Here is a 25,995-nt window from a genome sequence, read left to right as displayed (position 1 = left end):
TGGCTGCTAATCAAATTATGTTATCTATTCAGACTCAAATGAATCTGACCTCTTGGTGTAGTAATAAATAAAAATGCAAAAAAAAACCGATGCACTTTAAACGCATCAGTCATATTTTTAGTGGGCGCATTTTGCACGTCTCAGACTTAAATAGCAATACATTTTCATCAAAAAGCCCTCTTTTTTTACGATCTTTTCAATTCGCAAACTAAGTCAACATATAACGCCACATTTAATTAACAATGTTCGTGCTTTTATCACAAATATTGAAATGCAAACATTTAAAAAAATAGAATAACCATAAAAAAAACACACCTACAACCAATTGATAAATAAGACTAAAAGCGAATTTAAATTTACCATCAATATCAAATCATCAAAATAAAGCATTTAAAATACATTAATAAAACTAATGATATGATTTTGTTAAAATTCATTTCCATTTTTTAAATAAAACGTTTTTTAATAAAAAACACCTATTTTTTATAGGTTTATTTCGCATAATAAAAATGTCAGTAAACAAATTAAGAACAAAATGATAAATAATACGTAGAAATAACAATATGATAGTCAGAATAAAGCGATTGATAAGATAATTTATTGAGCTAAATATAGACCTCAACATTTAAACTTTCCAGTATTAATTCTGAGCAAATAAAAGAAAATAAGAGATAAAAAAAGACTCCACAAGTGGAGTCTTAATGACACAAACTGAGGGGTAATTAATTAGAAGTTATAGTTCAGACCAATATTGTAACGACGACCTTCTAATGTAGTATTAAAATGTTCTTGGTCAATACGACGATCTAACACATTGTAAACACCACCAATCACATTTAATTGCTTGGTTAAGCTATAGCTGGTACCAATATCAACAAATGCATAAGAAGGCGTACCATGTGACATAGAGGTGCGTGATAAGTAATCAGAGGTTTTACCACGGAAGTTAATACGCGCCCATGTTTCCATTTCTGGCGTTGTTTCCCAGTTTAAAGTTGCATTAGCCATATGACGTGGCTGTTTATTTAATGGCTTACCTTTGAAATCACCACTTTTTTGTTCAGTATCTGTAAAAGTATAGTTAGCCGCTAAATTCCACTCTGGTGATATTGTCCAGTTAAAGGTGGCTTCAATACCACGCATATTAGCTTTATCTACATTCGTTCTATCGCTTACAAAGTCATAAGGGCCGCCACTATTTCCGACACCATCTGCTAATGTACAATCACGTAGATCCGTCATTTTAGAGCCGTCTTTATTGGTACGGCTATCACAACGACGCTCTTCCATGATCTTATCTTTAAAGTCGGTATTGAACAGACCAAAACTTGCTGTCAGGTTTTCACGGTTATCCCAAATAATCGAGATTTCTTCGGTAACTGATTTTTCAGGTTTTAAGCTTGGATTACCATAAATAACCGCATCATAGTTACCACCACCCGTACCTTGTCCCCATGATGCTGTTGCTTGACGTAAATCAGGTGAACGATAACCGGTAGATACCCCACCTTTTAATGTCCACTCGTCAGCAAGATGCCAGACTCCGTAAACACGAGGTGTCCAGTGTGTACCAAAGTTTTCATCTTTATCCATACGCAAACCGCCCGTTAAAGCGAAATCATTGGTCATCGCCCATTCATCTTCAGCAAATAGTGCCCAACTATAACGGTCTAATTTATTGCTACCTTTAAGTTTATTCCCTTCATCTTTTAATTCTTCATAACGATACTGGGCACCAACACTTAAGGTATGATCACCGAACATTAAAACTGTCTGATTACGTACTGTTGTGTCGTCATAATCCATTTTACGGGATGGATTACGGCTTTCATCACGCTGAACATAAGTATTCATCGTACCAAAGTCATAAACACCATCATGAGTAAGTGCATAATGTGTCAGTTCATAGTCGGTAAAACTACTTTCAGGGGCTTTTCCTCGACTAGGTGCTCCTGATTTAGAATGCCACACGCGAGAGTCACGATGTTGATTATCTTTTTTAAATTCAAAATCAATCGTGTTCTGCTCATCAGGCGTCCAACTTAAAGTACCACCACCTGTTGCTGTGATCTGACGGTTATAGCCATTCACAATTTTGTCTTCACTACGATGTGAATATTGACCTTGAATTTTCAAGCCCAACACATTATCAATTAGTGGACCACCCGCATAAAAACTGCCTTGATTAGTGTTACCTGAATCTTTACGCTCTGTGATAGTGCTGTCTGCACGTAAACTAAAGTTCCACTCTTTTTGCGCTTTACGGGTAATAATATTGATAACCCCACCCATTGCATCAGAACCATATAAAGAAGACATTGGGCCACGTACAACTTCAATGCGTTCAATGGCAGGTAAAGGCGGTAACCAGCCTTGTTCAATACCCGAGTTATCACTATTAGGACGCGTCTCACGCGATGCAACACGCTTACCATCAACCAAGATCATGGTATATTTTGCATCCATACCACGAATACTAATATCAGAACTACTTCCACCACCTGTTACTAATACGCCAGGAACGTCTTTTAGCGCATCAGTCACGTCACGATAAGACTTAGTTTCTAATTGTTCACGTGTAACAACAGAAACTGACGCAGGCGCATCTTCAACCGTTTGTTTAAACCCAGAAGCAGTTGTAACAAGTAGTTTTTCTACATTTTCAGCTGTTGCAGTCATTACAAAACTTGATGCAATAGCAGCAACAACGCCAAGCGCGATTTTATTTTTATTTAACACTACCATTCCCGATTCTCCAAGAATATATATTCTTTACATTTTATATAGATGGACAGATCGACAATTGCTCAGAAATTAAGGTAACAAATAAAATTTAGTTACCCTTAGTTATTTTAATATTATTTTTATATCCCTATTTACTGCATCCCTATATTTACTTTTTTCTTTTTTACTTCTCTATAATTTATCCACTAAACCATCAATAATAATTTGAGGTATTCCTTGTGAACAATATTCCAATCGACCTTGAACGCCATAAACATCAGCAAGGCTTTGTGCTGTAATAACTTTATCTGGTGCACCTTGCGCCATTAACTGCCCTTGCTTTAACATTAATATATGTTCACCATGTCGTAAGGCTATATTAATATCGTGGACAACAACGACAGTAATAATATTTCTACGGTGTGTTTCTTTAGCGACTAAATCCATTACATGATATTGGTAATTAAGATCTAATGCGCTTAATGGCTCGTCCAATAATAATAAAGAGGGTTGTCTAATCAATGATTGTGCAAGCCCAACTAATTGTTTTTGACCACCTGACAATTCATCTAAATAACGTAACGCTAAATGCTCAATACTTAATTGACGTAATAAGTGCATTACCTGAGCTTCACTATGTTCATTATTTAATCCACCAGAAGCACGCTGCGCCACAATAATGGATTCTAAAACATGTAAATGAACACCTGCTGGTAATGTTTGTGGCAAATAGACGACATTTTGGGCACGTTGTGCAAAATTCATCGACGCCAGATCGTTCCCATCTAAACTGATAACACCTGATGATTTATTTAATCCAGCCAATGCTCTTAATAATGTTGATTTTCCACTCCCATTTGGCCCCAATAGTACAGTGACCTTTCCTTTAGGTAATGGCTCAACATCAAGTGCCTTAATGATGAGATGTTTAGCATAACCAGCGCTAAAATCTTGAATTTTTAATCCTTCAATCATTAGATATTCCCTCTATGACGTAAAATCATGCTGAGGAAAAATGGCACACCCACCAGCGATGTCACAATACCAACAGGAATAATAACACCAGGTATTAAATTTTTAGATGCAATCGACGCCAATGATAAAACTAAAGCACCGATTAATGCGCTTGCTGGTAAATAGAAACGATGATCTTCACCAAACATCATACGGGCAATATGAGGTGCAACTAACCCAATAAAAGCAATTGGTCCAACAAAAGCAACCGCCAGTGCCGTTAAAATACTGATCCGCAGTAATGAGCCTAATCTTAAGCGTTTTACATCAATACCAAAGCTAATCGCCCTGTCTTCACCTAATCGTAATGCGGTTAGTTTCCATGAACTTAGCCATGAAATCACCATAATGACAGCGAAAGCCCCAGCCATAACCCCAAGTTTTATCCATGTTGCACGCGCTAAACTTCCCATTGTCCAGAAAACAAGTCCTTGAAGAGTATCTTCTGTCGCAATAAATTGCATCATTGAAACCAATGCGTTGAAAGTAAACACCATGGCAATACCAAAAAGCACAACACCTGATGTCGGAACACGAGTCCAACGTGTAATTCCATCCAATAACAAGGCTGATAACAATGCAAAAAGAAATGCATTGGCTGAAATAAACCATTGATCAGGAATGCCAGGAATACCAATACCAAGCACAATGGCTAATGCCGCACCAAATGATGCCGCATTTGATAAACCTAATGTAAATGGGCTTGCTAAAGGGTTATTTAAAATGGTCTGCATTTCTGCACCCGCTAACCCTAGCGACATGCCGACCACCACTGCCATTAAGGCATAGGGTAAGCGAATATCCCATACAATTACTCTTGAACCTGCATCAACAAGCTCAGGCTGAAAAAGTGTTGTTAATAATTTATCCAGTGATAAACCTGAAGGTCCCATGGTGAAATCTAACACCACCGAACCACAAATAATTAAAACAATTACTCCTAACCATAACATGCGTTTATTCATCATTTTTCGATAATGTACCTTTACATTATCTGATGTACTTTTTGCTTGTTCTTCTGTGGTAAGTCGCTCTGGCATAATGCTCATATCAATTGTTGTACCTAGTCTTTTTTTACGTTCTTCTGCTTTTTACCTGTGTTTTACGTTGGAAAAAGCATACCGTACAACTCATCAAATGCTTTTTATTGCATGGAGCAAATTATCAATCAGGGACTATTTATCTAACAAAGAAATGAGTCGCCAAATCATTATACGGTGAAACATATTCGTTATGTAATTTATTATACTATGCTGAGTGACAGTTCTGCTGTAATGAGCAATAGAAGGACTAACAATGATCAGACTTATTACATTAAGCATATTATTTACAATCAATAGCGCCGCTATTTTATTTATCAGCCAATAAATCACGCGCTAACAATAAAGCAAATAATAATAATTATCAATGCGATTGCCAATATAATTGAAGATTTTGTATATTTTCTATAATGATTAAATTGAAAAATAAAAAAACGCCTGTTTTAATGTGAACCAAATCACAAAACAGGCGTTTTAATATATTGAATTATCGGTTATTTTTTATTCGCAATATGTGTTGGAAATTCCATTTCGTTATAACGAATAAAACGGGTTTTCTTCACAATTTTATAAGTAAACCAGATTAACAAGAATAATGGGATACCAATATACGTTGCAATAGCACCATACCAATCAATTGTATCTTCCAAAAATGCTTGGTAATTTTGACCTAATGTAATAATTAAACACAGTACAAAGGCAAAAATTGGACCAATTGGGAAGAAACCCGAGCGATAAGGTAAATCATTTAAATCACGCCCTTGTGCTACATAACCTTTACGGAAACGATAATGACTAATTGCAATGCCTAACCATGCAATAAATCCTGTCATTCCTGAGGTGTTTAATAACCATAAGTAGACAGTTTGGTTTCCATACATTGAGCTTAAGAAGCACAGACCTGCAACAACGGTTGTTGCATAAAGTGCGTTACGTGGCACACCATTTTTAGACAATTTACCAAAGCATTTTGGCGCTTTGCCTTCTCTTGCTAGTGTAAATAGCATCCGAGTTGAGGCATACATACCTGAGTTACCCGCAGAAAGAACCGCCGTTAAAATTACGGCATTCATAATTGCAGCAGCAGACAATAATCCTGCATTTTTAAAGACTAACGTGAATGGGCTAACGCTGATATCGCCAACATCATTACGTAATAAACTTGGATCAGTATAAGGAATAATTAAGCTAATGATTAAAATAGCAAAGATATAAAACAGCAAAATACGCCAGAAAACTTTACGCACAGCCTTTGGAATGTTTTTAGCCGGATCTTTAGATTCTCCCGCCGCGATACCAATTAACTCTGTACCTTGGAATGAGAAACCAACAATCATAGCGACACCAATCATGGCTGCAAATCCACCCGCAAAAGGTGCATCACCAATTTCCCAATTATGCCAACCTGCGTTTTCAGCTCCTTTCATAATGCCAGTGATCATCGCAATACCTACAACAATAAAGATAATCACGGTGGAAACTTTGATCAAAGAGAACCAATATTCAGCCTCACCAAATCCTTTTACAGAGATATAGTTAAGCAAGAATATAACGCCAAGGAATAGAGCACTCCAGATCCAACCATCAACATCAGGGAACCAATAGAGCATGACTAATTGTGCAGCAACAAGGTCAACTGCAATGGTAACTGCCCAGTTGTACCAATAGTTCCAACCTAATGCGAAACCAAAGCCTTCTTCTACATACTTAGAACCGTAAGTTGAGAAAGAGCCGGATACGGGCATAAATGCGGCTAACTCACCAAGGCTTGTCATTAGAAAATAGACCATCAGCCCAATTAAAGCATAAGAGAGTAATGCCCCACCAGGCCCAGCTTGAGCAACCGTAGCCCCTGATGCGACAAAAAGCCCTGTACCAATTGAACCACCAATAGCGATCATCGCTAAATGCCGCGCCTTTAATTCTCGGCGCAAAGTCTGCTGTACTGCGCCCGACTTAGCAGTACTTTTTTGTTGTTCTGACATAACATTCCACTTTTATATTCACTTTTCTGACGAGGATTGTAGCAAATCTGTCGTTCGTGAATAGCAAGGATCCATGATTATAAGATACCTTCATAATCGGGCGTCAATTATTAGCAATTTATGAAAAATTGCTGATTAAGTGTTCAGCATTACAATATGTCAGCAGTTTTTTCAGTGCATCAGAGACATGTTTTTGGCGGTGATACACCAGATATAGGGTACGTTGTAATGCCAACCCTTCTACTTTTATCTCTTTTAATGAGCCGTTATTAATCTGTTCCTCAATAACTCGACGAGATAAACAACTGATACCCATTTCATACATAACTGCGTGTTTTATCGCTTCTGAATTACCTAATTCCATTTCAATGCGATAGCCTGGCAAAGAAGCAAAAAGAAGATGATTAAGAACATCTCGAGTTCCTGAACCATTCTCTCGTAAGATCCAAGGTGCTGATTGTAAATCAGCTAAAGTCACTTTTGTTGCTTTAGCTAAGGGATGATCTGGTGAGCAAAAAATAACCATTTCATCTAGAAGCCATTTTTGGCTAATTAACTCAGAACTTTGACAAGCACCTTCAATTAATCCTAAATCAACCCGAAACTCACTCACGAGCTTAACGACTTCTTCTGTATTCCCAATGCTCATTTCTAATGGAATATCAGGGTAATTACGATGAAAATTACCCAGCATTTTTGGAAGAATGTAATTACCTATTGTGGTACTAGCAGCAATACGTAAAGCACCATTTCCAGCCTGAAATAGTTGTTCAATTTCGATTGCACGTTCAAGTAAAGATAATGCTCTGGGATAAAGTAATCGACCATGTTCATTCGTAACAAGACGTTTTCCCACCCTATCAAAAAGCTGTACTCCTAATTGGCTTTCTAGATCAGTTAAAGAAGCACTGACAGCAGATTGAGATAGAGCAAGCTGTTGTGATGCTTGCGTTGTAGAACCACTTTTAAGAACTTCAGTAAAGACTTCCAGTTGCCGCAACGTAATTCGCATGTCCATTCCACCTTTGAGCCGTCATTGTAATAACATACTATCCACAAACCAGTAACATACCAAGCACATTTAAGAAAATACACCTATATTAATTTTACTGGTTATTATTATAAAAATAATGAGTTTAATAAATAAGATTGGTTGTTATATGCTTATGCAAAATTCATATAAGCAAGGTTTTTCTATGTCAGAGCAAAGTCAACCTATTACATTGGCGAAAAAATGTGTTACTCCAATTTATCGCTGGCTCCCTGGTTTATTATTAACAGGCGTATTAACTGCGCTTGCTATTTATATTGGTGACATCCCTTGGTTTTCTAACATGGGTTTAGGTGCATTAACGCTGGCGATCTTATTCGGTATTATTATTGGTAATACGCTTTATCCTGTTGCAAAACCCTATAGTGATGAAGGTGTCAAATTCGCCAAACACTATTTATTACGCACAGGTATTATTTTGTATGGTTTCAGACTAACGTTTCAGCAAATTGCTGATGTGGGTGCAACCGGTTTAATTATAGATGCAATTATGCTGACATCGACTTTTCTTATTGCAATGTGGATCGGTCGAAAATATTTTGGGCTAGATGAACAAACGGTGATTTTAATTGGTGCTGGTAGTAGTATTTGTGGTGCGGCGGCTGTTATGGCAACAGAGCCGGTTGTCAAAGCACAAGCAAGCCAAGTAGCGGTTGCGGTGTCTACGGTTGTGATTTTTGGGACTATTGGTATTTTTCTTTATCCTTGGTTCTATCATTTAAATGCATTTGCAGGCTGGTTACCATTTACAGAAGAAACTTTTGGTATTTTTTCAGGTTCAACAATTCATGAAGTGGCTCAAGTCGTTGCCGTAGGACACTCAATTAGCCCTGACGCTGAAAATGCAGCAGTTATTAGTAAAATGATCCGCGTAATGATGCTGGCACCATTCTTAATTATTCTTTCAACTTATTTAAGTAAAAAGAAAAGTAAGGCAAACAATGACGCACAAACTACTGAAAAAAGTCCAATCACTATTCCTTGGTTCGCCGTATTCTTTATTTTAATGGCTGGTTTCAATTCTTTAAATTTAATTCCAGCGTCTATTGTTAGTTACATTGTGACTATCGATACCATTTTATTAGCAATGGCAATGGTGGCATTAGGTTTAACAACGCATATTAGCGCTATCCGACAAGCCGGTATCAAACCATTATTGTTAGCTTTATTCTTATTTTTCTGGTTAACCCTTGGTGGTGCGATAATTAATATCTTTATTCAAAATGTGCTGATGTCTTAATAGGAATATCGATAAAAATTACCCTCCCCTTAAATTTTCGCCTTGAGAAGTATTTTTTATTATTGCGCAACTTTTTAGTTGCGCTTTTTTGCTTTTATTATCTCAATATGATGTTATACGCTTGTATGTTTGTTATCGTGGTGTGAAATAAATCTAAGGAGAGAAGTAATGAAATTTGTTGGCGCACATGTCAGTGCTGCTGGTGGCGTCGATCAGGCGGTATTACGCGCACATGAAATCAAAGCTACTGCGTTTGCTCTTTTTACTAAAAACCAGCGCCAGTGGAAAGCCGCTCCATTATCCACAGAAGTCATTGATAAATTTAAAAAGAACTGTGAACTTTATGGTTATGGCCCTTCTCAAATTTTACCCCATGACAGTTATCTAATTAATTTAGGCCATCCTGAAGAAGAAGCGCTTGAAAAATCGAGAGACGCTTTTTTAGATGAAATGCAACGTTGCGAACAACTTGGCATTGAACTACTTAATTTTCATCCTGGTAGCCACTTAAATAAAATTGATGTTGATAAATGCTTACAAAAAATAGCTCAGTCAATTAACATCACTTTAGAAAAAACAAAAAATGTTACCGCTGTTATTGAAAATACAGCTGGCCAAGGTACTAATTTGGGTTACCGTTTCGAACATCTTGCGGCGATTATTGATGGTGTTGAAGATAAATCTCGCGTTGGCGTTTGTATTGATACTTGTCACACCTTCGCTGCTGGTTATGATCTAAGAACCCGTGAAGAGTGTGAAAAAACCTTTGCTGAGTTTGAAAAAATAGTCGGCTTCCAATACTTAAAAGCGATGCACTTAAACGACGCTAAAAGTGAATTAGCAAGTCGAGTTGACCGTCACCATAGCTTAGGTGAAGGTAATATTGGCAAAGTTCCTTTCAGTTATATTATGCAAGATGCACGTTTTGACGGTATTCCACTAATTTTAGAAACTATTAACCCCGATATTTGGCCTGATGAAATCGCTTGGTTAAAATCACAACAAGCCTAAATTTGGTATTCTTTGCGGTTTATCCCAAAATAAACCGCAAATAGCATTATTTTATTGGTATTAACTCAATTTTAGTCATCATCTGAGCAAGTTGGCTTCTATCTTTAATTCCTACATCAGGCTGACTCACAGATAACGCAGAAATGGCCGTTGCTAAACGTAGCGTATGTTCGCTAGTTTGGCTCATTAATAAACCGTAAACTAATCCCGCAACCATTGAATCACCAGCTCCCACAGTGCTTACTACATCACAATGCGGTGGTTTAGCTAGCCAAGCACCAGAAGCATTTACCCATAATGCTCCCCTTTCACCTAATGAAATAACAACATGTGCAATGCCTTTATCCCTCAATTGATGCGCTACTTTAATAACATCTGTCATTTCAGTCAGTGAATGTCCAACCCAGGCTTCTAACTCCCGATGGTTTGGTTTTATTAACCAAGGTGCGGCTTTTAACCCTGCCACTAGTGCATCACGACTACTATCAAAAATAATACAAGGACACAACTGCCTTAATTTAATCATCCACCGTGTAAAGGCTTCAGGGTCAACACCATTAGGTAGGCTGCCACTAACAACCACCATATCAAAATGCCCCAGCCAATTAAGTGAGTCTGTTGCAAAGCGCTGCCAATCTTGTGGTGATACCGTAAACCCTGAAAAATTAAAATCAGTAACCTGCCCTTTTCCCTCAGTCAATTTCACATTAATACGTGTACGGCCAGATACCAAATAAAAGCGGTTAGCCATTCCATTTTCACTAAAAAAATGCTGAAACTCTTCTTGATTCTCGCGCCCCATAAATCCGCTGACAGTAATATCTACCCCTAAATCACGTAAGACTTTCGCGACATTATTACCTTTCCCCGCGGGATTAAGCCCAGCTGTTCGGACTAAATTAACACCACCTACGTCAATCGCGGAGCAAGCACCAACAAGATCATAGGCAGGGTTTAAAGTGATCGTAGCGACACGGCGACTCATGCCTTTACTCTCCAATCGTTTTTATTATGAATATTTAGGGGCTATATATAGCACTAATTAACCTTAAGTTCAGTGAAATTGCATCGGTTCTTCTTGACTCTCACTCTTCTCCAAGGACAATAATGCTCATAAAAAATGACTTATCTATCCGTTATCAATAACTATATAAAAAATAAGGAGCCTAGAATGTCAGTCGTGGTCGGTGTTGGCGTGATTATTGTAAATGAAAAAGGTGAAGTATTATTAGGAAAACGCTGTGGAACTCACGCACCTTATTGGTCAATTTTTGGTGGTCATGTCGATGATGGCGAAACCTTTGAACAATGCGCCATTCGCGAAATAAAAGAAGAAATCGGCATAGCTATTACATCACCTAAAGTAATTGGCATTAGTAATAATTTAGAAACTTACCAATTAGAAGGTAAACACACTGTTTCTATTTGCATGATTGCACAATACCAAGGCGATGAGCCTAAATTAATGGAGCCAGACAAATGTTCTGAGATCCGCTGGTGTTCACCGAATGATTTACCTGAACCTCATTTTGAAGCCAGCCGTAACTCCATTGCATTATGGAAAAATAAACAGTTTTACCAAAGCTAATTGGAACCCATCTATCACCTTCATTATTCTGAATGTTTTTTGTTCAGAATAATGTTTTCAACGTTTGATCTTGCCTAAAAAACTACTTATTTAATTCTCGATTTCTTTATCATTTCTGATAATGCTTACACTAATCTATTGATTTATATGATCGCCTCCTTCTACTGTATTATTTTTATTCACTTTTTTCTTTTATAAAGCACAATAACCTCTATTTACACTCTGAATACAAACGTGTATTCTTTACACTATCAAGCTAGTACATTGAGTCAATTTAATAAGGACATCTTATGTCAGAAGTCACATCAATAACAAAGCGTCCATCCATACTTGGTGGCGCAATGATCATTGCAGGCACCGCTGTCGGTGCTGGCATGTTTTCCATCCCTATTGTGACTTCCGGTGTCTGGTTTACCGGTTCTATTTTTCTTTTGATCTACACTTGGTTTTGTTTATTTATGTCTGGGTTAATGATCTTAGAAGTGAACCTTCATTATCCTTTAGGCTCAAGCTTTCATACCATTACCAAAGACTTATTAGGAAAAGGCTGGAGTACTATTAATGGACTATCGATTGCGTTTGTTCTTTATATTTTAACTTACGCTTATATTTCTGCGGGTAGCTCCATTATTGTGCAGAACTTTGCAGAGGTGGTCAGCGTACCACAAGCTATTGCAGGTTTAGTCTTTGCATTAATTGTTGCTTTCTTTGTTTGGTTATCAACACGTGCAGTGGATAGATTAAGCACCATTTTAATTGGCGGGATGGTAATTGCCTTTGTATTAGCCATTGGTGGATTATTTACAGAAGTAAAAATGCCTGTGTTGTTTAATACAAATGAAAGTAATGCGAGTTATTTACCCTATGCTTTAGCCGCACTCCCTTACTTACTGACCTCATTTGGTTATCATGGCAATATCCCAGGCTTAGTAACGTATTACCGTAAAGATGGCAAAGCCGTCATGAAAAGCTTGTTGATTGGTACACTGATTTCACTAGCAATTTATATTTTATGGCAGTTTGTTGTACAAGGTAATATTCCTCGTGAAGGATTCAAGCAAGTCATTGCTGATGGTGGGAATATTGGTAATTTACTAGCACAAATGCGTTCAACAACGGCCAATGCTACTGTATCATTGTTACTAGATTTGTTCTCTTATATGGCATTAGCAAGCTCATTCTTAGGAGTTTCATTAGGATTATTCGATTACTTAGCGGACTTCTTTAAATTTTCCAATACAGGAAGTGGTCGATTTAAATCTGCTCTAGTGACGTTTATACCACCGACTATTTTGGCCATTATTTTTCCTGATGGTTTCTTATATGCTATTGGATTTGCAGGACTCGCAGCAACTATTTGGGCAGCAATTATTCCAGCCTTAATGGCAAAGGCCAGTCGCCAACGTCATCAAGGTCAGAGCTTTAAAGCTCCAGGTGGTATGTTTATGATTGGATTTGTTATTTTATTCGGCATCATCAATGCTAGTGCACATATTTTAGCAAACTTTAATCTTCTTCCTATCTACCGCTAATCACTTCACTAAAAGCCAGCATTGCTGGCTTTATTTTTTCATCAAATCTTATAAAAAATTGCGTGAATAACTTGCCAAGTTTCTGCACTGCGAGTAATTTTGTCGCCATTATCGTCAATGTTATTTAATGGAAGGTTTTATATGGCAAAAGCCAATGAAATTAAACGTGGTATGGCTGTTAGTTATAACAACAAATTATTACTGGTAAAAGATATCGACATTCAAGCACCCAGTGCTCGAGGCGCAAGTACTCTGTATAAAATGCGTTTTACCGATATCCGTACAGGCCAAAAAGTAGAAGAGCGTTTTAAAGGCGATGATATGGTTGATACCATCAACTTAACTCGTCGTGCTGTTAGCTTTTCTTACATTGATGGTGATGAGTATATCTTTATGGACAACGAAGATTACACTCCTTATACCTTCAAAAAAGATCAAATCGAAGACGAATTACTGTTTATTCCTGAGGAAGGCTTAGCGGGAATGCAAGTATTAACAATGGATGGTCAGGTTTTAGCATTAGAACTGCCACAAACTGTTGATATGGAAATTGTTGAAACTGTTCCAGGTATTAAAGGTGCGTCAGCAAGTGCGCGTACTAAACCAGCAACATTACCTACAGGATTAGTTATTCAGGTCCCTGAGTACCTTTCTACTGGCGATAAAGTGCGTATCCATATTGCTGAACGTCGCTATATGGGACGAGCTGACTAAAATTAATGGTCAAAACATCTACTCATTAGCGTATTGCTAATGTTGCTCTAAATAGGTCAGATAATCGTAAGAAACCCAATGTGACAAACGATTATTTGACTTGTTTATCTTGGTTACTTTTCTCTACAACCCATTGATGCTTTAAAAGTATTGAACGTCAATAACACCATTTTTTTGCGTATTATCCATCCAACGGATCTCAGCTTTGCCCATATCTTGAGGCAAAATTATTATTTGTTGGGATTTATCAAAAGAAGCAGGAACAATGGATTGAGTAGATGTAAACACTTTGTTGTGTTTGTAACACTGATATTCAGCTTTATCTAAAGTGAAATTCATTTCACATGCAGGATCAACAATCGCACCCCGCAGATAAATCTGCCCTGTTGTTTGAATGGGATCAGATGCCCAAACTAATGATATCGAACTGGAAACGAGAAGACTGCATACTACGGTCAGATATTTTCTCATAACGACCTCACTTCTTGTTTGCGCTAGTAGGTATGAGGATCACACCCACCCGACATATTTTCATCATAGCAATAAAATATGACATTCATATAGACATAAGAAGAATATTTGATGTCTATCAAATATAATTGTTCGGTATTTATAAATAAGAAATCAACGTTGATCAAACTTAAGTCAAATATTTGTAACTTTAATAACTGTTTTATAAAATCATTAAAATTTTATTTAATAAATACAATTATTGTTATTATTCTATTCTCGTGTAATTAATTATAAACAATATTCATTATAGCTAAATTGTCATTAATCCACTTAATATCCATAGAACCTTTGTTGTTAATCAATTTCGAGCTAAATTGTTTATTACTTTCTAACTGATATTGAGATTCCTGCATTTTACTTCCATTCCAACACCTTGTTTTAAAAGTGTTTTTATCTGTATCCATTAAACAATTACCTTCAACAATCGCACCAACAAAAGTGATTGTTCCGGAGCCTATAACTTTATTTTCCTTACCAAAAGAAGGTGCACTTAATAATAAAGGTAAGCACATGGCTGCAATATAAAGCTTCTTCAAAACTGATCTCCTCTGATTATTGTGCGTAGAAATCTGACAAGCCAATATGTTATTAAAGTCATAACTAATATCGGCTTGTTACTTTATTTATTTAATTTTTATCTTTAATAAAAGAATAGAAAAAAATTATAGAATGCTCAAATTAAGACTACCCAAAAAAAACACTATAAATTTAAGTTAAGTGAGAACGAATGGGGATAACAAAAATGAAATAAATAGGTAACATTTATCCAAGCAATAAATTGCAAAGATATATTTTTTTATTTTGACTATAGTCCTATAATCAAACTTAAATTTATTGTGATCTAGATCACCAAAAACATGTGAAATTTGTTATTTAATTATTATGAAACTTTCTAATTTTCACCAAAAAGCTCTCGCTATTTTTCTACTTAACCTTGTGAGTATCATTATTTTCCTCTCTTGGTATCTTCCAGCACAACATGGATTTTGGCTATCAATAGACACTCATATTTTTTATTATTTTAATCAACATATTTTGCCTGATACTTTTTTCGCGACTTTTGTTGCTTACGTTAATAATAGAAAATTTGATTTAGTCATTTTGTTAGCTATGGGCGTACTTTATTACAATACTTTTCGTCAAAAAGATTATAAAGGTAAACGCCATCTTATAATTGTAGGATTAGTGATGGTAATCAGCGCTGTACTGATTAATCAAATTGGACAAAATATTCCAATAGAAAGACCCAGCCCAACACTTTATTTTCAAGATGCACATAGAGTGGGAGTTGTGACTGGCATTCCAACAAAAGATGCCTCTGGTGACAGCTTTCCTGGCGATCATGGCTTAATGTTACTTATCTTTTGTAGCTTTATATTACGTTATCTTTCATTCCGCGCTTTCTTATGGGCACTGCTTATTACCGTTGTGTTCGCATTACCGCGAGTAATGGCTGGCGCACATTGGGCTTCTGATATATTAGTTGGTTCTATTTCTTTAACTTTAATCACAACAAGTTGGTTATTAATCACACCATTATCAGATGTTATTGTCAGACAATTAGAAAAATATCTTCCTTTTAAAAAATAAAAGAAAAAATACCTCAGATTAATTAAAAAAGAATAAGTGCAAACATAATGGCACTTATTCTTTTGGTCATTTTTTGACATTTGAATGATATTATGATGACAAATGAGATCTATTTTAAGTATTAGCACTTTATTATCTAATGTTTTGTAAATTAAACCTCTTTTCTCTCGCCATTTAACGCCTCTTTCTGTACACTTTTCTGGTTTCCTCATTATTTATTGTTTAATGTGGATATTTACGTGCTTTAGAGCACGTTTTTCGCGAAATAGGGTTGCCAGAGTTAAATTACACTATATTCTCTGGTTATTTGGTGAATAATTCAGGTGCACTTCTGCACGTAAGGATGTAAGGGAAATCTGTCACAATGAGAACAAAACCGTATATGAGAATGCTTAAGCTCATACCGGCGTTCATTGTTGTAGCTACGCTATCGGCCTGTAGCTCACAGAACGCAAATTCACGCTTAGCGAATTCAAGCACTACCCCACTTAATACATCATCAAGCACTTCTATTTCCCAAGCATCTCAAGATGAATTTGAATCATTGGTGAAGAATCTCGATATAAAATCTAAGATACTTGACCAATATGCAGACTGGAAAGGCGTCGCTTATCGCTTAGGTGGAGATACTAAAAAAGGCATCGACTGCTCTGCCTTTGTACAAAGAACCTTCCTTGACCAATTCGGTGTAGAACTACCTCGCTCAACCTCAGACCAACAATTCTCAGGTACTCAGGTTAACAAATCAAAATTACAAGCAGGTGATTTAGTTCTATTTAAGACAGGCCGTACTATGCGCCATGTTGGTATTTATATAGGAAATGATAAATTTGTACACGCATCCACCAGCAATGGGGTGACGGTGTCAGAAATGTCTAATGTCTACTGGAATAAACGTTTTTACGCGGCAAGACGTGTTATAGAAAATAATGATGCAACCCTTGCTGAGAACAACTTTTCAAAAAGTGTATTAAGATAACTAATTCCCTTATATCTTATTGCAAATAAAAAGCCTCATTATCAAATAAATGAGGCTTTTTTGTGTTCTTTAATCATTTTGTAAATCACACAATCATCACGTTAGTTTTATAACGATAGGTAGTGTTATAAATAAGAGTACGCCGTTGGAAAGGGCTCAGCAATAGCAACACCTGCATTCTTCAAGCAACATAACGCAGCACATTCATCATCACTACATAAGAAAAGGCATGGCACGCCATCCCACTCGATCACAACACTATCAATATGGAGATTACTCAGATACTGACGCAAATTCTGTATTGCTTCATCCAGTGTCATACCATCATGACTTAATAATTTTAAGCCAATCAGTGTATTTTGCTTTCCAGCATCATTTTCAGGCAGTATCTCTACTCTTGTACCTGCAAAGCCTGCTAGCCACCGATAACTCAGCGGCAGCTTATGAACTACCGAAAGTTGTACATTATCCACAAATCAATCCTGTTTCATCAACACGTTAATTTAATACATCATCAATACGAGTTTGAACTGACTTGCTCACACGTCATATTAAAACCTTGCTAATCATAAAACATAATTATTACAATTATTTTACAATAAAAGCGAAGAGACGTATCAAACCATTTATTTAGCTTAGCGTTTGTACGTATTCATTTCTACGATGATTAATCTCTTCAATTATTCTTTCATTTTTTTAACATTTTATCAACCATATAAAATAATTGTATAAAATATTACGCATTCAAGTAAAACAATTCATCAATTTTTATCACTATGCTTCATACCAACAAAACAATAATAGATGATTATTAAAATAAATTTCACTTAATTTAACAAAACAACAACATTGAGTATTGATTCAAATCAAAAAAGCATACTAATTTGAAACGATTCATAAAGTACAGCAGAGGAAAATGTGGCTTATTCAGTGGGAATAAAGGAGAAAAAGGAGAAGCACGCTATAAATATCTCTTATTTATAGCGTGATATTCTTATTTGTAACGACGTGCAAGTAAAATAAAGCCCATAGCAAATAGCACACAAAAAGCCATAGCACTTACCATTGGCCATTCTGATTTTGCTGGAAACATAGCAATAGCCGTTCCAACTAAAGCCCCAACACCAAAACGCACAGTTCCTGCCAAAGAAGAAACCGTCCCTGCCATATGAGGATAATCATCAAGAATAACAGCCATAGCGTTTGATGTGATCATTGCAATACCACCAACATACATCGCTACTCCCACAACGAGATAATAGAAATGTAAATTAAGGGCAACAACTAATAGTAAAAAGATCCCCATAATACATTGAATAGTTAGCCCTAAACGCAACATCTTCAACGCACCAAATCGACGAACATATCGCCCATTTATGCTTGTCATGATAATCAAAAAGATAATATTAAAACCAAAGTACAAGCCAAATTGATCGAATGGGATACCGTGTAATTCTATATAAACAAAAGGCCCTGCACTCAAAAATGAGAACATGCCGGCAAAAGAAAAACCTGATGCCAGAATATAACAAAGAACACGACGAGTTCTAAATAAACTAATAAATTGGCTAAATGTTACTCTTAAGCTAAAGCGCTGGCGACGCTCTTTGGGTAAGGTTTCAGGAATATAAAATGCAATTAATGCACCTGCAATCACAGCGGCTATCGCAATACTCCAAAAAATAGCATGCCATGAAAACCAATTCATCACCCAAGCACCTAGTAATGGTGCTAATAAAGGCGCAATCGTCATCACTAATGCAACGAAAGACATACTTCTAGAGAAATCATCTCTAGAGAACATATCTCTCATTAATGCATTAATAACCACACTCGCAGCAGCTGCCGCAAAGCCATGGAGAAAACGCATACCAATTAGCATATCAATAGATTCAGATAATGCACATGCACTAGAGGCAAAAGCAAAAACAATCACACCGCCCAAAATGACAGGCTTACGTCCCAAACTATCCGCCATAGGACCATAAACTAGTTGCCCAATAGCAAAACCAAAAATATAGATACTTAATGTCATTTGCACTTTACCACTAGGCACACCAAAATCTTGCGCGATAGTAGGTAAGCTTGGCAAATACATATCTATGGCCAATGGCATAAGCATGGAAATGAGTCCCAATATTAAAATGAGACTAAGGTACGACGAACGTTGCTGTTGCACGCAAATAAACTCCCAAAAACGACAGGACAGATAATAATTATTGAGGTAAGTGAATGCTGTTGATCTCTTCTTCTGTTAATGGACGATATTCGCCCTCAGCTAAAGTTTCATCTAATGTAATATCCCCAATACGCTCACGATGTAATGCGCTGACATGATTACCCACAGCTGCAAACATACGTTTTACTTGATGATATTTGCCTTCACTAATTGTGAGTTTCACTTCTGTAGGTGTAATAATTTCTAATTTGGCGGGTTTAGTCAGATCTTTTTCACCATTCAGCTGCACACCTTTTTGGAATTTTTCAGCGACACCTTCAGCAATCGGCTCTTCCAATATGACATGATATGTTTTTTCACAATGATGTTTTGGCGCTGTAATACGATGTGACCATTGACCATTATCAGTCAATAATACAAGCCCCGTTGTATCAATATCTAAACGCCCAGCAGCATGTAATTTATATGCCAGAGGCTCATCAATAAAATAAAGGATAGTTGGATTAACTGGATCATCTGTTGAACACACGTAGCCAATGGGCTTATTCAACATAAAATAACGGGGCCCTAAAATTTGAGTTAACACATTACCGTTATAAGCCACTTCTTGTTCTGGTGCTATTTTGGTCGAGCCGCTTTTCACCATTTCACCATCAATTGTTACAAGCCCAGCTCTTAACTCACGAAGTATCAAGCTACGGCTAATCCCCAATTGCTGGGATAAAAATTTATCTAATCGCATGAATTTCTCTGAAAAATGGATGAATACCATCTGATATGAGGTATCTATTAAAAATGAATATTAACAATAAAACAACTAATTAATTTATAAATAAACTATTACATCCTTTACTTATCAAGCAGCACTTACCTTATTCGCGCTACCTATAAAAAAATGCTACGCTGACGCCCTGTTTGATTTCTTATGTAGAGTTATGGCATTTACACTCAGACCTTATCAACTTGACGCCGTTAACGCGACAATCTCTTATTTTCGTCAACACAACACACCCGCGGTGATAGTCTTACCCACTGGTGCAGGAAAAAGTTTAGTTATCGCTGAACTTGCTAAAAGAGCGCGAGGACGTGTCTTAGTCTTGGCACACGTAAAAGAATTAGTCGAGCAGAACCATAACAAATATGAAGCTTATGGTCTATCTGCGGATATTTATGCCGCAGGCTTACAACAAAAAGAGAGTAGTGGAAAAGTTGTTTTTGGTAGCGTGCAATCTGTTGCACGTAATTTATCGCAATTTAATGATACGTTCTCGCTTCTTATAATCGATGAATGCCATCGTATTAGTTTATCTAAAGATAGCCAATATCAACAAGTTATTAAACAATTACAATCCATTAATCCCAAATTACGGATCTTAGGATTAACTGCAACACCTTATCGTTTGCCTACAGGTTGGATTTATCAATATCATTATCACGGTATGATTAGAGGTACTGAAGAGTGTTTTTTCCGTGATTGTATTTATGAATTACCATTGCGTTATATGATAAGCAATCATTTTCTAGTCCCTCCAACTCGATTAGATATGCCCATTTTGCAATATGACTTTAGCCAAGTCCGAACAAGTCAAAATGGAATATTTAATGAAGAAGATCTTAATCGTGAAATAAAAAGACAAAAACGTATTACTCCCCACATTGTTTCACAGATTATTGAATATGCAGAAAACTGCCGTGGCGTCATGATATTTGCAGCCACCGTTGAACATGCAAAGGAAATTCTTTCTCTTTTGCCCCAAGATGAAGCGGCATTAGTGAGTGCAGATACGCCTTCTCATGAACGAGATACGCTGATTTCTCGTTTTAAACAGCAACAGTTACGCTATATGGTCAATGTAGCCGTGCTAACAACAGGCTTTGATGCACCTCATGTTGATTTAATTGCTATTTTGCGCCCTACAGAATCAGTCAGCTTATATCAACAAATTGTAGGACGAGGATTAAGATTATTTGCAGGAAAAACCGAATGTCTGATATTGGACTATGCGGGTAATCCTCATGATCTTTATCTTCCTGAAGTTGGCACCAAAAAACCCAACCCTAATAGCAAACCCGTACAAGTATTCTGTCCTGTTTGCCAATTTGCTAATACTTTTTGGGGAATAATAGATGCTGATGGCGATATCATTGAACATTATGGACGGCGTTGCCAAGGCTGGGAACTAAATGAACATGGGCAAAAACAGCAATGTGAATTCCGCTTCCGCTTTAAATTATGCCCTTATTGTAATGAAGAAAATGATATTGCCGCGCGTCGTTGTGTTCACTGTGATGAAATATTAGTTGATCCTGATGATATGCTTAAAGCCGCATTAAAGCTAAAAGGAGCGCTTGTTTTGCGCTGTGGTGGCATGCAATTTCAATCAGGGAATGATGTTAAAGGAGAATGGTTAGACATCAATTATTACGATGAAGAAGGCACTTCTGTATCAGAGCGTTTTCGCTTAACCACCCCAGCACAACGTAAAGTTTTTGAGTTGAAATTTCTACGTGAACACCAACGAGCACCCGCTGTTCCTTTTGTTTGGCATAATGCTAACGATATCATTAAGCAGTTCGATTTATTACGCCATCCTGATTTTATTGTCGCCCATAAAGGTAAAAAAGAACATTTTTGGAAGATAAGAAATAAGATTTTTGACTATACAGGACGCTATCGAAAAGCAGATACCTTATATTAATCTGGATTTATATTTGCTGTTAGTGGACTTTTTCGTTAAAATGCGCCCCGCTTTATCTATTTTTAGATAAACCAAATCTCGAGCTTGTTGCTGGGTCGCCTGTAACAAGTATGTATTTTCTTTCTTTTTTATAAGAGAAAAAAGATGTTAACTATTAATGCAACTGTACGTAAAGAGCAGGGTAAGGGTGCGAGCCGCCGCCTGCGTGTGGCTAACCGTTTTCCTGCTATCGTTTATGGCGGAAATGAAGAGCCAATCGCTATCGATTTAGATCACAACGAAGTGATCAACCAAGAACACAAATCTGAATTCTATTCTGATTTCGTTAACCTGGTAATCGATGGTAAAGAAACTAAAGTTAAAGTTAAAGCAGTGCAACGTCACGAGTATAAGCCAAAAATTACTCATATTGACTTCCTGCGCGCTTAATAAGCCACCCTTCGAGCTTTATTTTTCGGGACGCCGAGCATGTAACGCCACTTAATGTGGCGTTATTTGTTTCTACTAGATTATTATTTTTCTGATGCTCTACGCTGTAATTGATCACGTAAATTAGGTGGAGTACCCTTGATCGTGAGTGTATCTGTTGCTGGATCCCAGAATATTCTTTCACCCAATAATTTCGCATCAAAATTAACGGTTAATCCACCGCCACTACCAGAATATTTCATCAATTGGCGTAAAGTACTGCGATCAGCCGGAAAAGTATCAGCTAATTCATAGCCCTTCTCTTCGGTAAATTGAACAAAGTTTTGATCACCCAAAGATGGTAATTCCTCAGCAAGCTCAGTTAAGGCAATTTCTTCACCAGATTGTAATTGCTCATTACAGTAACTATATACTTGTTCACGACAAGTCTGACGTGCTTGCTTGTCCATTTCAGAAGCTTCACAAAAGTCATCAACCGCTTGTAATAAACCTTTATTTTGAACTTTAGCGTTTAAACCTTCTTGAGCACCTAAAAAGTCCATAAAAAAGTCAGAGACTTTGCGTCCTACTCGACCTTTTAAGAAAGTTAAATAGCGCAGAGAATCTGGAGCCGTTTCCCATTCAGTTAAATCAATACGAGCAATAATATCTGCATGAGGAATATCTAGATAGCGTGTTGATGAAACATCAAGACTGTCATTCACCCACATACTATTGCAGCTACTCAATACTGCAATTAGAAGATAATCCACCGCTAAATAACGATAATGACAAAAGAGAACCGTTCCCCCTTCTGCAAAGGGGTATTTTGCTAATTCATCTTTTAATCTCACTGTGGCGGCACGCGAAAAGCCTAAAAAGTTTTCTTCACCTTTGCGCTGCAAACGTAATGCTTGCGCTAATTCACTTTCTTCATTAAACAGACCATAAGCTTTATTTTTTGCACTGTAGACACGATGCAACTCTTCAATCATTTCCTGAACAACAGGTTCAATCTCTAATACTGAATCGCGTAACACAACTTCTAATGTCTGCTCATCTCGCTTGATAAGCTGATGTAAGACTAACTGACTAATATCTAGACTCATGGTCGTCCTCTTTTATTCCTTCACTTTCTCATGCGCGTATTCAAACACTCCCCACTTTCAGTATCAAGGGAAAATTAATTAATTTAATAGCGGAAAAAGGCCCAGTAATACGGTAATATATAGCGTTTTATTCATTTAGTAGGAATTCTGATTTTATGCCACAAAAATCCCGTTATAGTGATGAACAAGTTGAGCAGTTATTAGCAGAACTTGTCAGCGTTCTTGAAAAACATCATACTCCTACAGATCTTTCTTTGATGGTGTTGGGAAACATGGTGACAAACTTAATTAATACAAGTATTGCCCCTGCTCAACGGATGCTGATTGCTGATTCTTTTGTTCACGCATTGCGTGCTTCAATTGATGAAGGCAATATTCACTAATAAACATAGAAAAATTATTTATAGACATGGTAACGAGACCTCAGTCCTATCGTGAAAAAGTATCCCAAATGATCAGTTGGGGTCACTGGTTTGCGCTATTTAATATTATTCTAAGCTTATTGTTTGGAAGCCGTTACCTGTTTATTTCAGATTGGCCTGCAACTTTTGCGGGTCGTTTTTACGCAATTGTAAGTTGGATGGGACACTTTAGTTTTATTGTTTTTGCTATCTATATTCTTGTTCTTTTTCCACTTACCTTTATAGTCGTATCTCAACGGCTACTTAGGGTGATCTCTTGTGCTCTTGCCAGTGCGGGACTCACTATCCTTATCTTTGATATGGCTGTTTACCAGCAATTTCAGCTTCATCTGACTCAACTTGTTTGGGATCTAGTCATTAATCCAGATGAAGGTGAAATGGCTCGAGAATGGCAACTTATTTTTATTGGCATTCCTATTATCTTTCTTGTTGAGATGCTTTTTGCAACATGGAGTTGGCAAAAATTACGCAGTTTAAACCGTCAGCGATGGGGTAAACCATTAGCGGGTATTTTTATTACTTGTTTTGTCTTATCTCACTCTATGTCAATTTGGGCTGATGCTAATTTTTATCGCCCGATTACAATGCAACGCGCCAATTTACCATTATCCTACCCGATGACTGCACGTAAGTTCTTGGAGCGCCATGGTTTTATTAACCAATCAGAGTATGAACAACGAGTGATCAGTGAAGGTAACCCAGCCGCACAAGGTATTGCCTACCCTCTTGCACCATTGATTTACTCAAAAGAAACATATTCTTATAATCTATTAGTCATCGTTGTTGATGGATTAGGTAATGAAGAAGTTCCTGAATTACCAAGCTTGCAAGAATTTGCACAAAATAATCTCAATTTTACCCATCATTATTCATCGGGTATTGATAATGATACGGCGTTGTTTGGTTTATTTTATGGGATCTCACCTTCTTATTTAGATAGTGTATTGAGTAGCAGAAAAAACTCTGCACTATTTGATGCCTTAAGTTATCGAAACTATCAATTAGCAATGTTCTCAACATATGGCTTTCAAACACCATTGTTTAAACAAGCGTTGCTATCAGATTTCTCTATTCCAACATCACGCAGTGGTAATAACGATGCCACCATTGATAGCTGGCGCAATTGGCTAATAAAAAATAACCAAACAACACCTTGGTTCTCTTTCTTACAAATTAATGGTCACACCAATAAAACGTCTCAACGTATGACATTAAATCAGCAATTAGAGCGCGTTTTTAATACATTGCAAGAAACCAAAGTACTCGATAATACCGTTGTGGTTGTCACTTCTAGCTATCATCAAGACGGTGATAAACAACAAAATAACCGATGGCTTTCTGATAAAACCACCTTTAACTTAAGCCAATCACAAGTGCCTCTAATGATCCACTGGCCAAACATGAAACCACAGTTGATTGATAAAATGACTAGTCATCAAGATATCATGACAACCTTAATGCAACATGTTTTACGTGTGATTAGCCCTGCGGATAACTATTCACAAGGTGAAGATTTATTTGCAAGCACTCGTAATCATCCATGGATTTTTACTGGTGATGACGAAGCATTTGTGGTCTTTTTACAAGACAATACTTTGTTGATAGATAAACATGGCCGATATGCTTTATTTGATAAATCAGGAAAAGAAATTAGCTCTGCAAAACCTGACTTAAAATTATTACTACAAGTTCTTGCCGAACAAAAACGTTTTATTGAACGCTAACACATTTAGTGATGTATAAAATTACGTCACTTAATTAGCAAAGGGTTGCTTTAGTAGCTAAAAACAGTAATATACAGGGCACAAACGGCATGTAGCGCAGCCTGGTAGCGCACCGTCATGGGGTGTCGGGGGTCGTAGGTTCAAATCCTATCATGCCGACCAACAATATTTAAGAAAACCAACCGCTTATGGTTGGTTTTTTTATGTCTGAAATTTGCCACTGGTAAAACTCTGGTAAAACTCTGGTAAAACTCTGGTAAAACCCCCATCAGATTTACCAGAGTTAAAGCTCAATTCTTGTCATATTCCTATGCTATAATCTCCCTCAAATTCATTAATAGAGCTTATCAAATGAAAAACCTCGCTGAACTCCACCAAGAAGAAAAAGACAAGATTAATGTCGATTTATCCGCAAGTGGTGTCGCATATAAAGAACGACTCAATATGCCAGTTGTTGCGTCCGAAGTTGAACG

The 25,995-nt window shown here is 36.9% G+C and carries 24 protein-coding genes and 1 tRNA gene; 13 read left to right on the top strand and 12 right to left on the bottom strand.

The features are described from left to right. Positions 1-726: 726 nt before the first annotated feature. From ABN256_RS16395 to yieE, 5 genes are all read right to left on the bottom strand, one after another. Entirely contained in the window at positions 727-2,745 is a 2,019-nt protein-coding gene (locus ABN256_RS16395; protein ID WP_072069928.1) for a ligand-gated channel protein, read from the bottom strand. Positions 2,746-2,916: 171 nt separating this feature from the next. Next, positions 2,917-3,699 (bottom strand): ABC transporter ATP-binding protein, encoded by a 783-nt coding sequence (locus ABN256_RS16390; RefSeq protein WP_349439756.1) that lies wholly within the window; start codon positions 3,697-3,699, stop codon positions 2,917-2,919. Next, on the bottom strand, positions 3,699-4,706 hold the full coding sequence (locus tag ABN256_RS16385) for a FecCD family ABC transporter permease (protein ID WP_419775814.1): 1,008 nt from the start codon (positions 4,704-4,706) through the stop codon (positions 3,699-3,701). Before ABN256_RS16385 ends, ABN256_RS16390 begins: the two co-directional genes overlap by 1 nt. A 566-nt stretch (positions 4,707-5,272) precedes the next feature. Next, positions 5,273-6,763: an amino acid permease gene (locus ABN256_RS16380; protein ID WP_072069931.1), complete on the bottom strand. Its 1,491-nt coding sequence runs from the start codon at positions 6,761-6,763 to the stop codon at positions 5,273-5,275. A gap of 118 nt (positions 6,764-6,881) precedes the next feature. Then, positions 6,882-7,775 carry a DNA-binding transcriptional regulator YeiE gene (gene yieE, locus ABN256_RS16375; RefSeq protein ID WP_072069932.1) on the bottom strand — a complete coding sequence of 298 codons (894 nt, stop codon included), beginning with the start codon at positions 7,773-7,775 and terminating at the stop codon, positions 6,882-6,884. A gap of 184 nt (positions 7,776-7,959) precedes the next feature. On the opposite strand from yieE, the gene ABN256_RS16370 reads away from it, so the two are divergent. Further along, positions 7,960-9,054, top strand: a complete 1,095-nt coding sequence (locus tag ABN256_RS16370) for a YeiH family protein (protein ID WP_197269359.1) — start codon at positions 7,960-7,962, stop codon at positions 9,052-9,054. Positions 9,055-9,222: 168 nt separating this feature from the next. Next, positions 9,223-10,065 (top strand): deoxyribonuclease IV, encoded by an 843-nt coding sequence (gene nfo / locus ABN256_RS16365; protein WP_115351016.1) that lies wholly within the window; start codon positions 9,223-9,225, stop codon positions 10,063-10,065. A gap of 46 nt (positions 10,066-10,111) precedes the next feature. Here the strand turns inward: nfo and fruK are convergent, their stop codons facing one another. Beyond that, positions 10,112-11,050: a 1-phosphofructokinase gene (gene fruK / locus ABN256_RS16360; RefSeq protein ID WP_196553288.1), complete on the bottom strand. Its 939-nt coding sequence runs from the start codon at positions 11,048-11,050 to the stop codon at positions 10,112-10,114. Between the two features lie 186 nt (positions 11,051-11,236). Here fruK and ABN256_RS16355 point away from each other — a divergent pair, with 186 nt between their 5' ends. The 3 genes from ABN256_RS16355 to yeiP all read left to right on the top strand — a co-directional run bounded on the left by ABN256_RS16355 (position 11,237) and on the right by yeiP (position 13,899). After that, complete coding sequence (locus ABN256_RS16355) at positions 11,237-11,653, top strand: nucleotide triphosphate diphosphatase NUDT15 (protein WP_072069936.1); 417 nt, start codon at positions 11,237-11,239, stop codon at positions 11,651-11,653. A gap of 290 nt (positions 11,654-11,943) precedes the next feature. Beyond that, positions 11,944-13,185, top strand: coding sequence for a tryptophan permease (mtr, locus tag ABN256_RS16350; RefSeq protein WP_349439755.1), 1,242 nt, complete (start codon positions 11,944-11,946; stop codon positions 13,183-13,185). 141 nt (positions 13,186-13,326) lie between these two features. Then, entirely contained in the window at positions 13,327-13,899 is a 573-nt protein-coding gene (gene yeiP / locus ABN256_RS16345; protein WP_072069938.1) for an elongation factor P-like protein YeiP, read from the top strand. 141 nt (positions 13,900-14,040) lie between these two features. Here the strand turns inward: yeiP and ABN256_RS16340 are convergent, their stop codons facing one another. Next, positions 14,041-14,370 carry a YmdA family protein gene (locus ABN256_RS16340; protein WP_349439754.1) on the bottom strand — a complete coding sequence of 110 codons (330 nt, stop codon included), beginning with the start codon at positions 14,368-14,370 and terminating at the stop codon, positions 14,041-14,043. A 266-nt stretch (positions 14,371-14,636) separates the two neighbouring features. Further along, positions 14,637-14,948 (bottom strand): YmdA family protein, encoded by a 312-nt coding sequence (locus tag ABN256_RS16335; protein ID WP_349439753.1) that lies wholly within the window; start codon positions 14,946-14,948, stop codon positions 14,637-14,639. Positions 14,949-15,294: 346 nt separating this feature from the next. Between ABN256_RS16335 and ABN256_RS16330 the strand changes: the two genes are divergently transcribed. Together ABN256_RS16330 and mepS are read left to right on the top strand one after the other, a co-directional pair. Continuing rightward, positions 15,295-16,002 carry a phosphatase PAP2 family protein gene (locus ABN256_RS16330; protein WP_349439751.1) on the top strand — a complete coding sequence of 236 codons (708 nt, stop codon included), beginning with the start codon at positions 15,295-15,297 and terminating at the stop codon, positions 16,000-16,002. A gap of 364 nt (positions 16,003-16,366) precedes the next feature. Further along, positions 16,367-16,981 carry a bifunctional murein DD-endopeptidase/murein LD-carboxypeptidase gene (mepS, locus tag ABN256_RS16325; RefSeq protein WP_072069942.1) on the top strand — a complete coding sequence of 205 codons (615 nt, stop codon included), beginning with the start codon at positions 16,367-16,369 and terminating at the stop codon, positions 16,979-16,981. Between the two features lie 125 nt (positions 16,982-17,106). Here the strand turns inward: mepS and ABN256_RS16320 are convergent, their stop codons facing one another. From ABN256_RS16320 to rsuA, 3 genes are all read right to left on the bottom strand, one after another. Next, on the bottom strand, positions 17,107-17,454 hold the full coding sequence (locus ABN256_RS16320) for a YejG family protein (RefSeq protein ID WP_072069943.1): 348 nt from the start codon (positions 17,452-17,454) through the stop codon (positions 17,107-17,109). A gap of 521 nt (positions 17,455-17,975) precedes the next feature. Beyond that, complete coding sequence (locus tag ABN256_RS16315) at positions 17,976-19,160, bottom strand: Bcr/CflA family multidrug efflux MFS transporter (RefSeq protein ID WP_231619316.1); 1,185 nt, start codon at positions 19,158-19,160, stop codon at positions 17,976-17,978. 37 nt (positions 19,161-19,197) lie between these two features. Further along, on the bottom strand, positions 19,198-19,902 hold the full coding sequence (gene rsuA, locus ABN256_RS16310; protein WP_164526138.1) for a 16S rRNA pseudouridine(516) synthase RsuA: 705 nt from the start codon (positions 19,900-19,902) through the stop codon (positions 19,198-19,200). Between the two features lie 193 nt (positions 19,903-20,095). Between rsuA and radD the strand changes: the two genes are divergently transcribed. Next, positions 20,096-21,859 carry a DNA repair helicase RadD gene (gene radD, locus ABN256_RS16305; RefSeq protein WP_340896010.1) on the top strand — a complete coding sequence of 588 codons (1,764 nt, stop codon included), beginning with the start codon at positions 20,096-20,098 and terminating at the stop codon, positions 21,857-21,859. A 144-nt stretch (positions 21,860-22,003) separates the two neighbouring features. Then, the gene (gene rplY / locus ABN256_RS16300) at positions 22,004-22,288 is read left to right on the top strand and encodes a 50S ribosomal protein L25 (RefSeq protein WP_006537318.1); all 285 of its coding nucleotides are present in this window, start codon (positions 22,004-22,006) and stop codon (positions 22,286-22,288) included. Positions 22,289-22,371: 83 nt separating this feature from the next. Here rplY and yejK read toward each other — a convergent pair whose 3' ends face one another. Further along, positions 22,372-23,376, bottom strand: a complete 1,005-nt coding sequence (gene yejK / locus ABN256_RS16295; RefSeq protein ID WP_109408876.1) for a nucleoid-associated protein YejK — start codon at positions 23,374-23,376, stop codon at positions 22,372-22,374. 155 nt (positions 23,377-23,531) lie between these two features. Between yejK and ABN256_RS16290 the strand changes: the two genes are divergently transcribed. The 4 genes from ABN256_RS16290 to ABN256_RS16275 form a co-directional block, all read left to right on the top strand. Continuing rightward, positions 23,532-23,759, top strand: a complete 228-nt coding sequence (locus tag ABN256_RS16290) for a YejL family protein (RefSeq protein WP_004247042.1) — start codon at positions 23,532-23,534, stop codon at positions 23,757-23,759. Between the two features lie 26 nt (positions 23,760-23,785). Continuing rightward, on the top strand, positions 23,786-25,522 hold the full coding sequence (gene yejM / locus ABN256_RS16285; RefSeq protein WP_349439749.1) for an LPS biosynthesis-modulating metalloenzyme YejM: 1,737 nt from the start codon (positions 23,786-23,788) through the stop codon (positions 25,520-25,522). Between the two features lie 85 nt (positions 25,523-25,607). After that, positions 25,608-25,684, top strand: a tRNA-Pro gene (locus ABN256_RS16280). Between the two features lie 189 nt (positions 25,685-25,873). Next, positions 25,874-25,995 (top strand): DNA polymerase III subunit theta (locus tag ABN256_RS16275; RefSeq protein WP_349439787.1); only part of this gene is annotated, 122 nt, incomplete at its 3' end.

Origin of the sequence: Proteus sp. fly-1008, from assembly GCF_040140305.1 — a bacterium.
Lineage (GTDB): Bacteria > Pseudomonadota > Gammaproteobacteria > Enterobacterales > Enterobacteriaceae > Proteus > Proteus vulgaris_B.
The sequence above is the reverse complement of the archived record's forward strand: the minus strand, read 5'-3'. Positions and strand labels throughout refer to the sequence as shown.

Bases quoted from the DNA above. Each gene is read 5' to 3' on its own strand.
- ABN256_RS16395 (WP_072069928.1), bottom strand. From the start codon at position 2,745: ATGGTAGTGTTAAATAAAAATAAAATCGCGCTTGGCGTTGTTGCTGCT.
- ABN256_RS16390 (WP_349439756.1), bottom strand. From the start codon at position 3,699: ATGATTGAAGGATTAAAAATTCAAGATTTTAGCGCTGGTTATGCTAAA.
- ABN256_RS16385 (WP_419775814.1), bottom strand. From the start codon at position 4,706: ATGATGAATAAACGCATGTTATGGTTAGGAGTAATTGTTTTAATTATT.
- ABN256_RS16380 (WP_072069931.1), bottom strand. From the start codon at position 6,763: ATGTCAGAACAACAAAAAAGTACTGCTAAGTCGGGCGCAGTACAGCAG.
- yieE (WP_072069932.1), bottom strand. From the start codon at position 7,775: ATGCGAATTACGTTGCGGCAACTGGAAGTCTTTACTGAAGTTCTTAAA.
- ABN256_RS16370 (WP_197269359.1), top strand. From the start codon at position 7,960: ATGTCAGAGCAAAGTCAACCTATTACATTGGCGAAAAAATGTGTTACT.
- nfo (WP_115351016.1), top strand. From the start codon at position 9,223: ATGAAATTTGTTGGCGCACATGTCAGTGCTGCTGGTGGCGTCGATCAG.
- fruK (WP_196553288.1), bottom strand. From the start codon at position 11,050: ATGAGTCGCCGTGTCGCTACGATCACTTTAAACCCTGCCTATGATCTT.
- ABN256_RS16355 (WP_072069936.1), top strand. From the start codon at position 11,237: ATGTCAGTCGTGGTCGGTGTTGGCGTGATTATTGTAAATGAAAAAGGT.
- mtr (WP_349439755.1), top strand. From the start codon at position 11,944: ATGTCAGAAGTCACATCAATAACAAAGCGTCCATCCATACTTGGTGGC.
- yeiP (WP_072069938.1), top strand. From the start codon at position 13,327: ATGGCAAAAGCCAATGAAATTAAACGTGGTATGGCTGTTAGTTATAAC.
- ABN256_RS16340 (WP_349439754.1), bottom strand. From the start codon at position 14,370: ATGAGAAAATATCTGACCGTAGTATGCAGTCTTCTCGTTTCCAGTTCG.
- ABN256_RS16330 (WP_349439751.1), top strand. From the start codon at position 15,295: ATGAAACTTTCTAATTTTCACCAAAAAGCTCTCGCTATTTTTCTACTT.
- mepS (WP_072069942.1), top strand. From the start codon at position 16,367: ATGAGAACAAAACCGTATATGAGAATGCTTAAGCTCATACCGGCGTTC.
- rsuA (WP_164526138.1), bottom strand. From the start codon at position 19,902: ATGCGATTAGATAAATTTTTATCCCAGCAATTGGGGATTAGCCGTAGC.
- radD (WP_340896010.1), top strand. From the start codon at position 20,096: ATGGCATTTACACTCAGACCTTATCAACTTGACGCCGTTAACGCGACA.
- rplY (WP_006537318.1), top strand. From the start codon at position 22,004: ATGTTAACTATTAATGCAACTGTACGTAAAGAGCAGGGTAAGGGTGCG.
- yejK (WP_109408876.1), bottom strand. From the start codon at position 23,376: ATGAGTCTAGATATTAGTCAGTTAGTCTTACATCAGCTTATCAAGCGA.
- ABN256_RS16290 (WP_004247042.1), top strand. From the start codon at position 23,532: ATGCCACAAAAATCCCGTTATAGTGATGAACAAGTTGAGCAGTTATTA.
- yejM (WP_349439749.1), top strand. From the start codon at position 23,786: ATGGTAACGAGACCTCAGTCCTATCGTGAAAAAGTATCCCAAATGATC.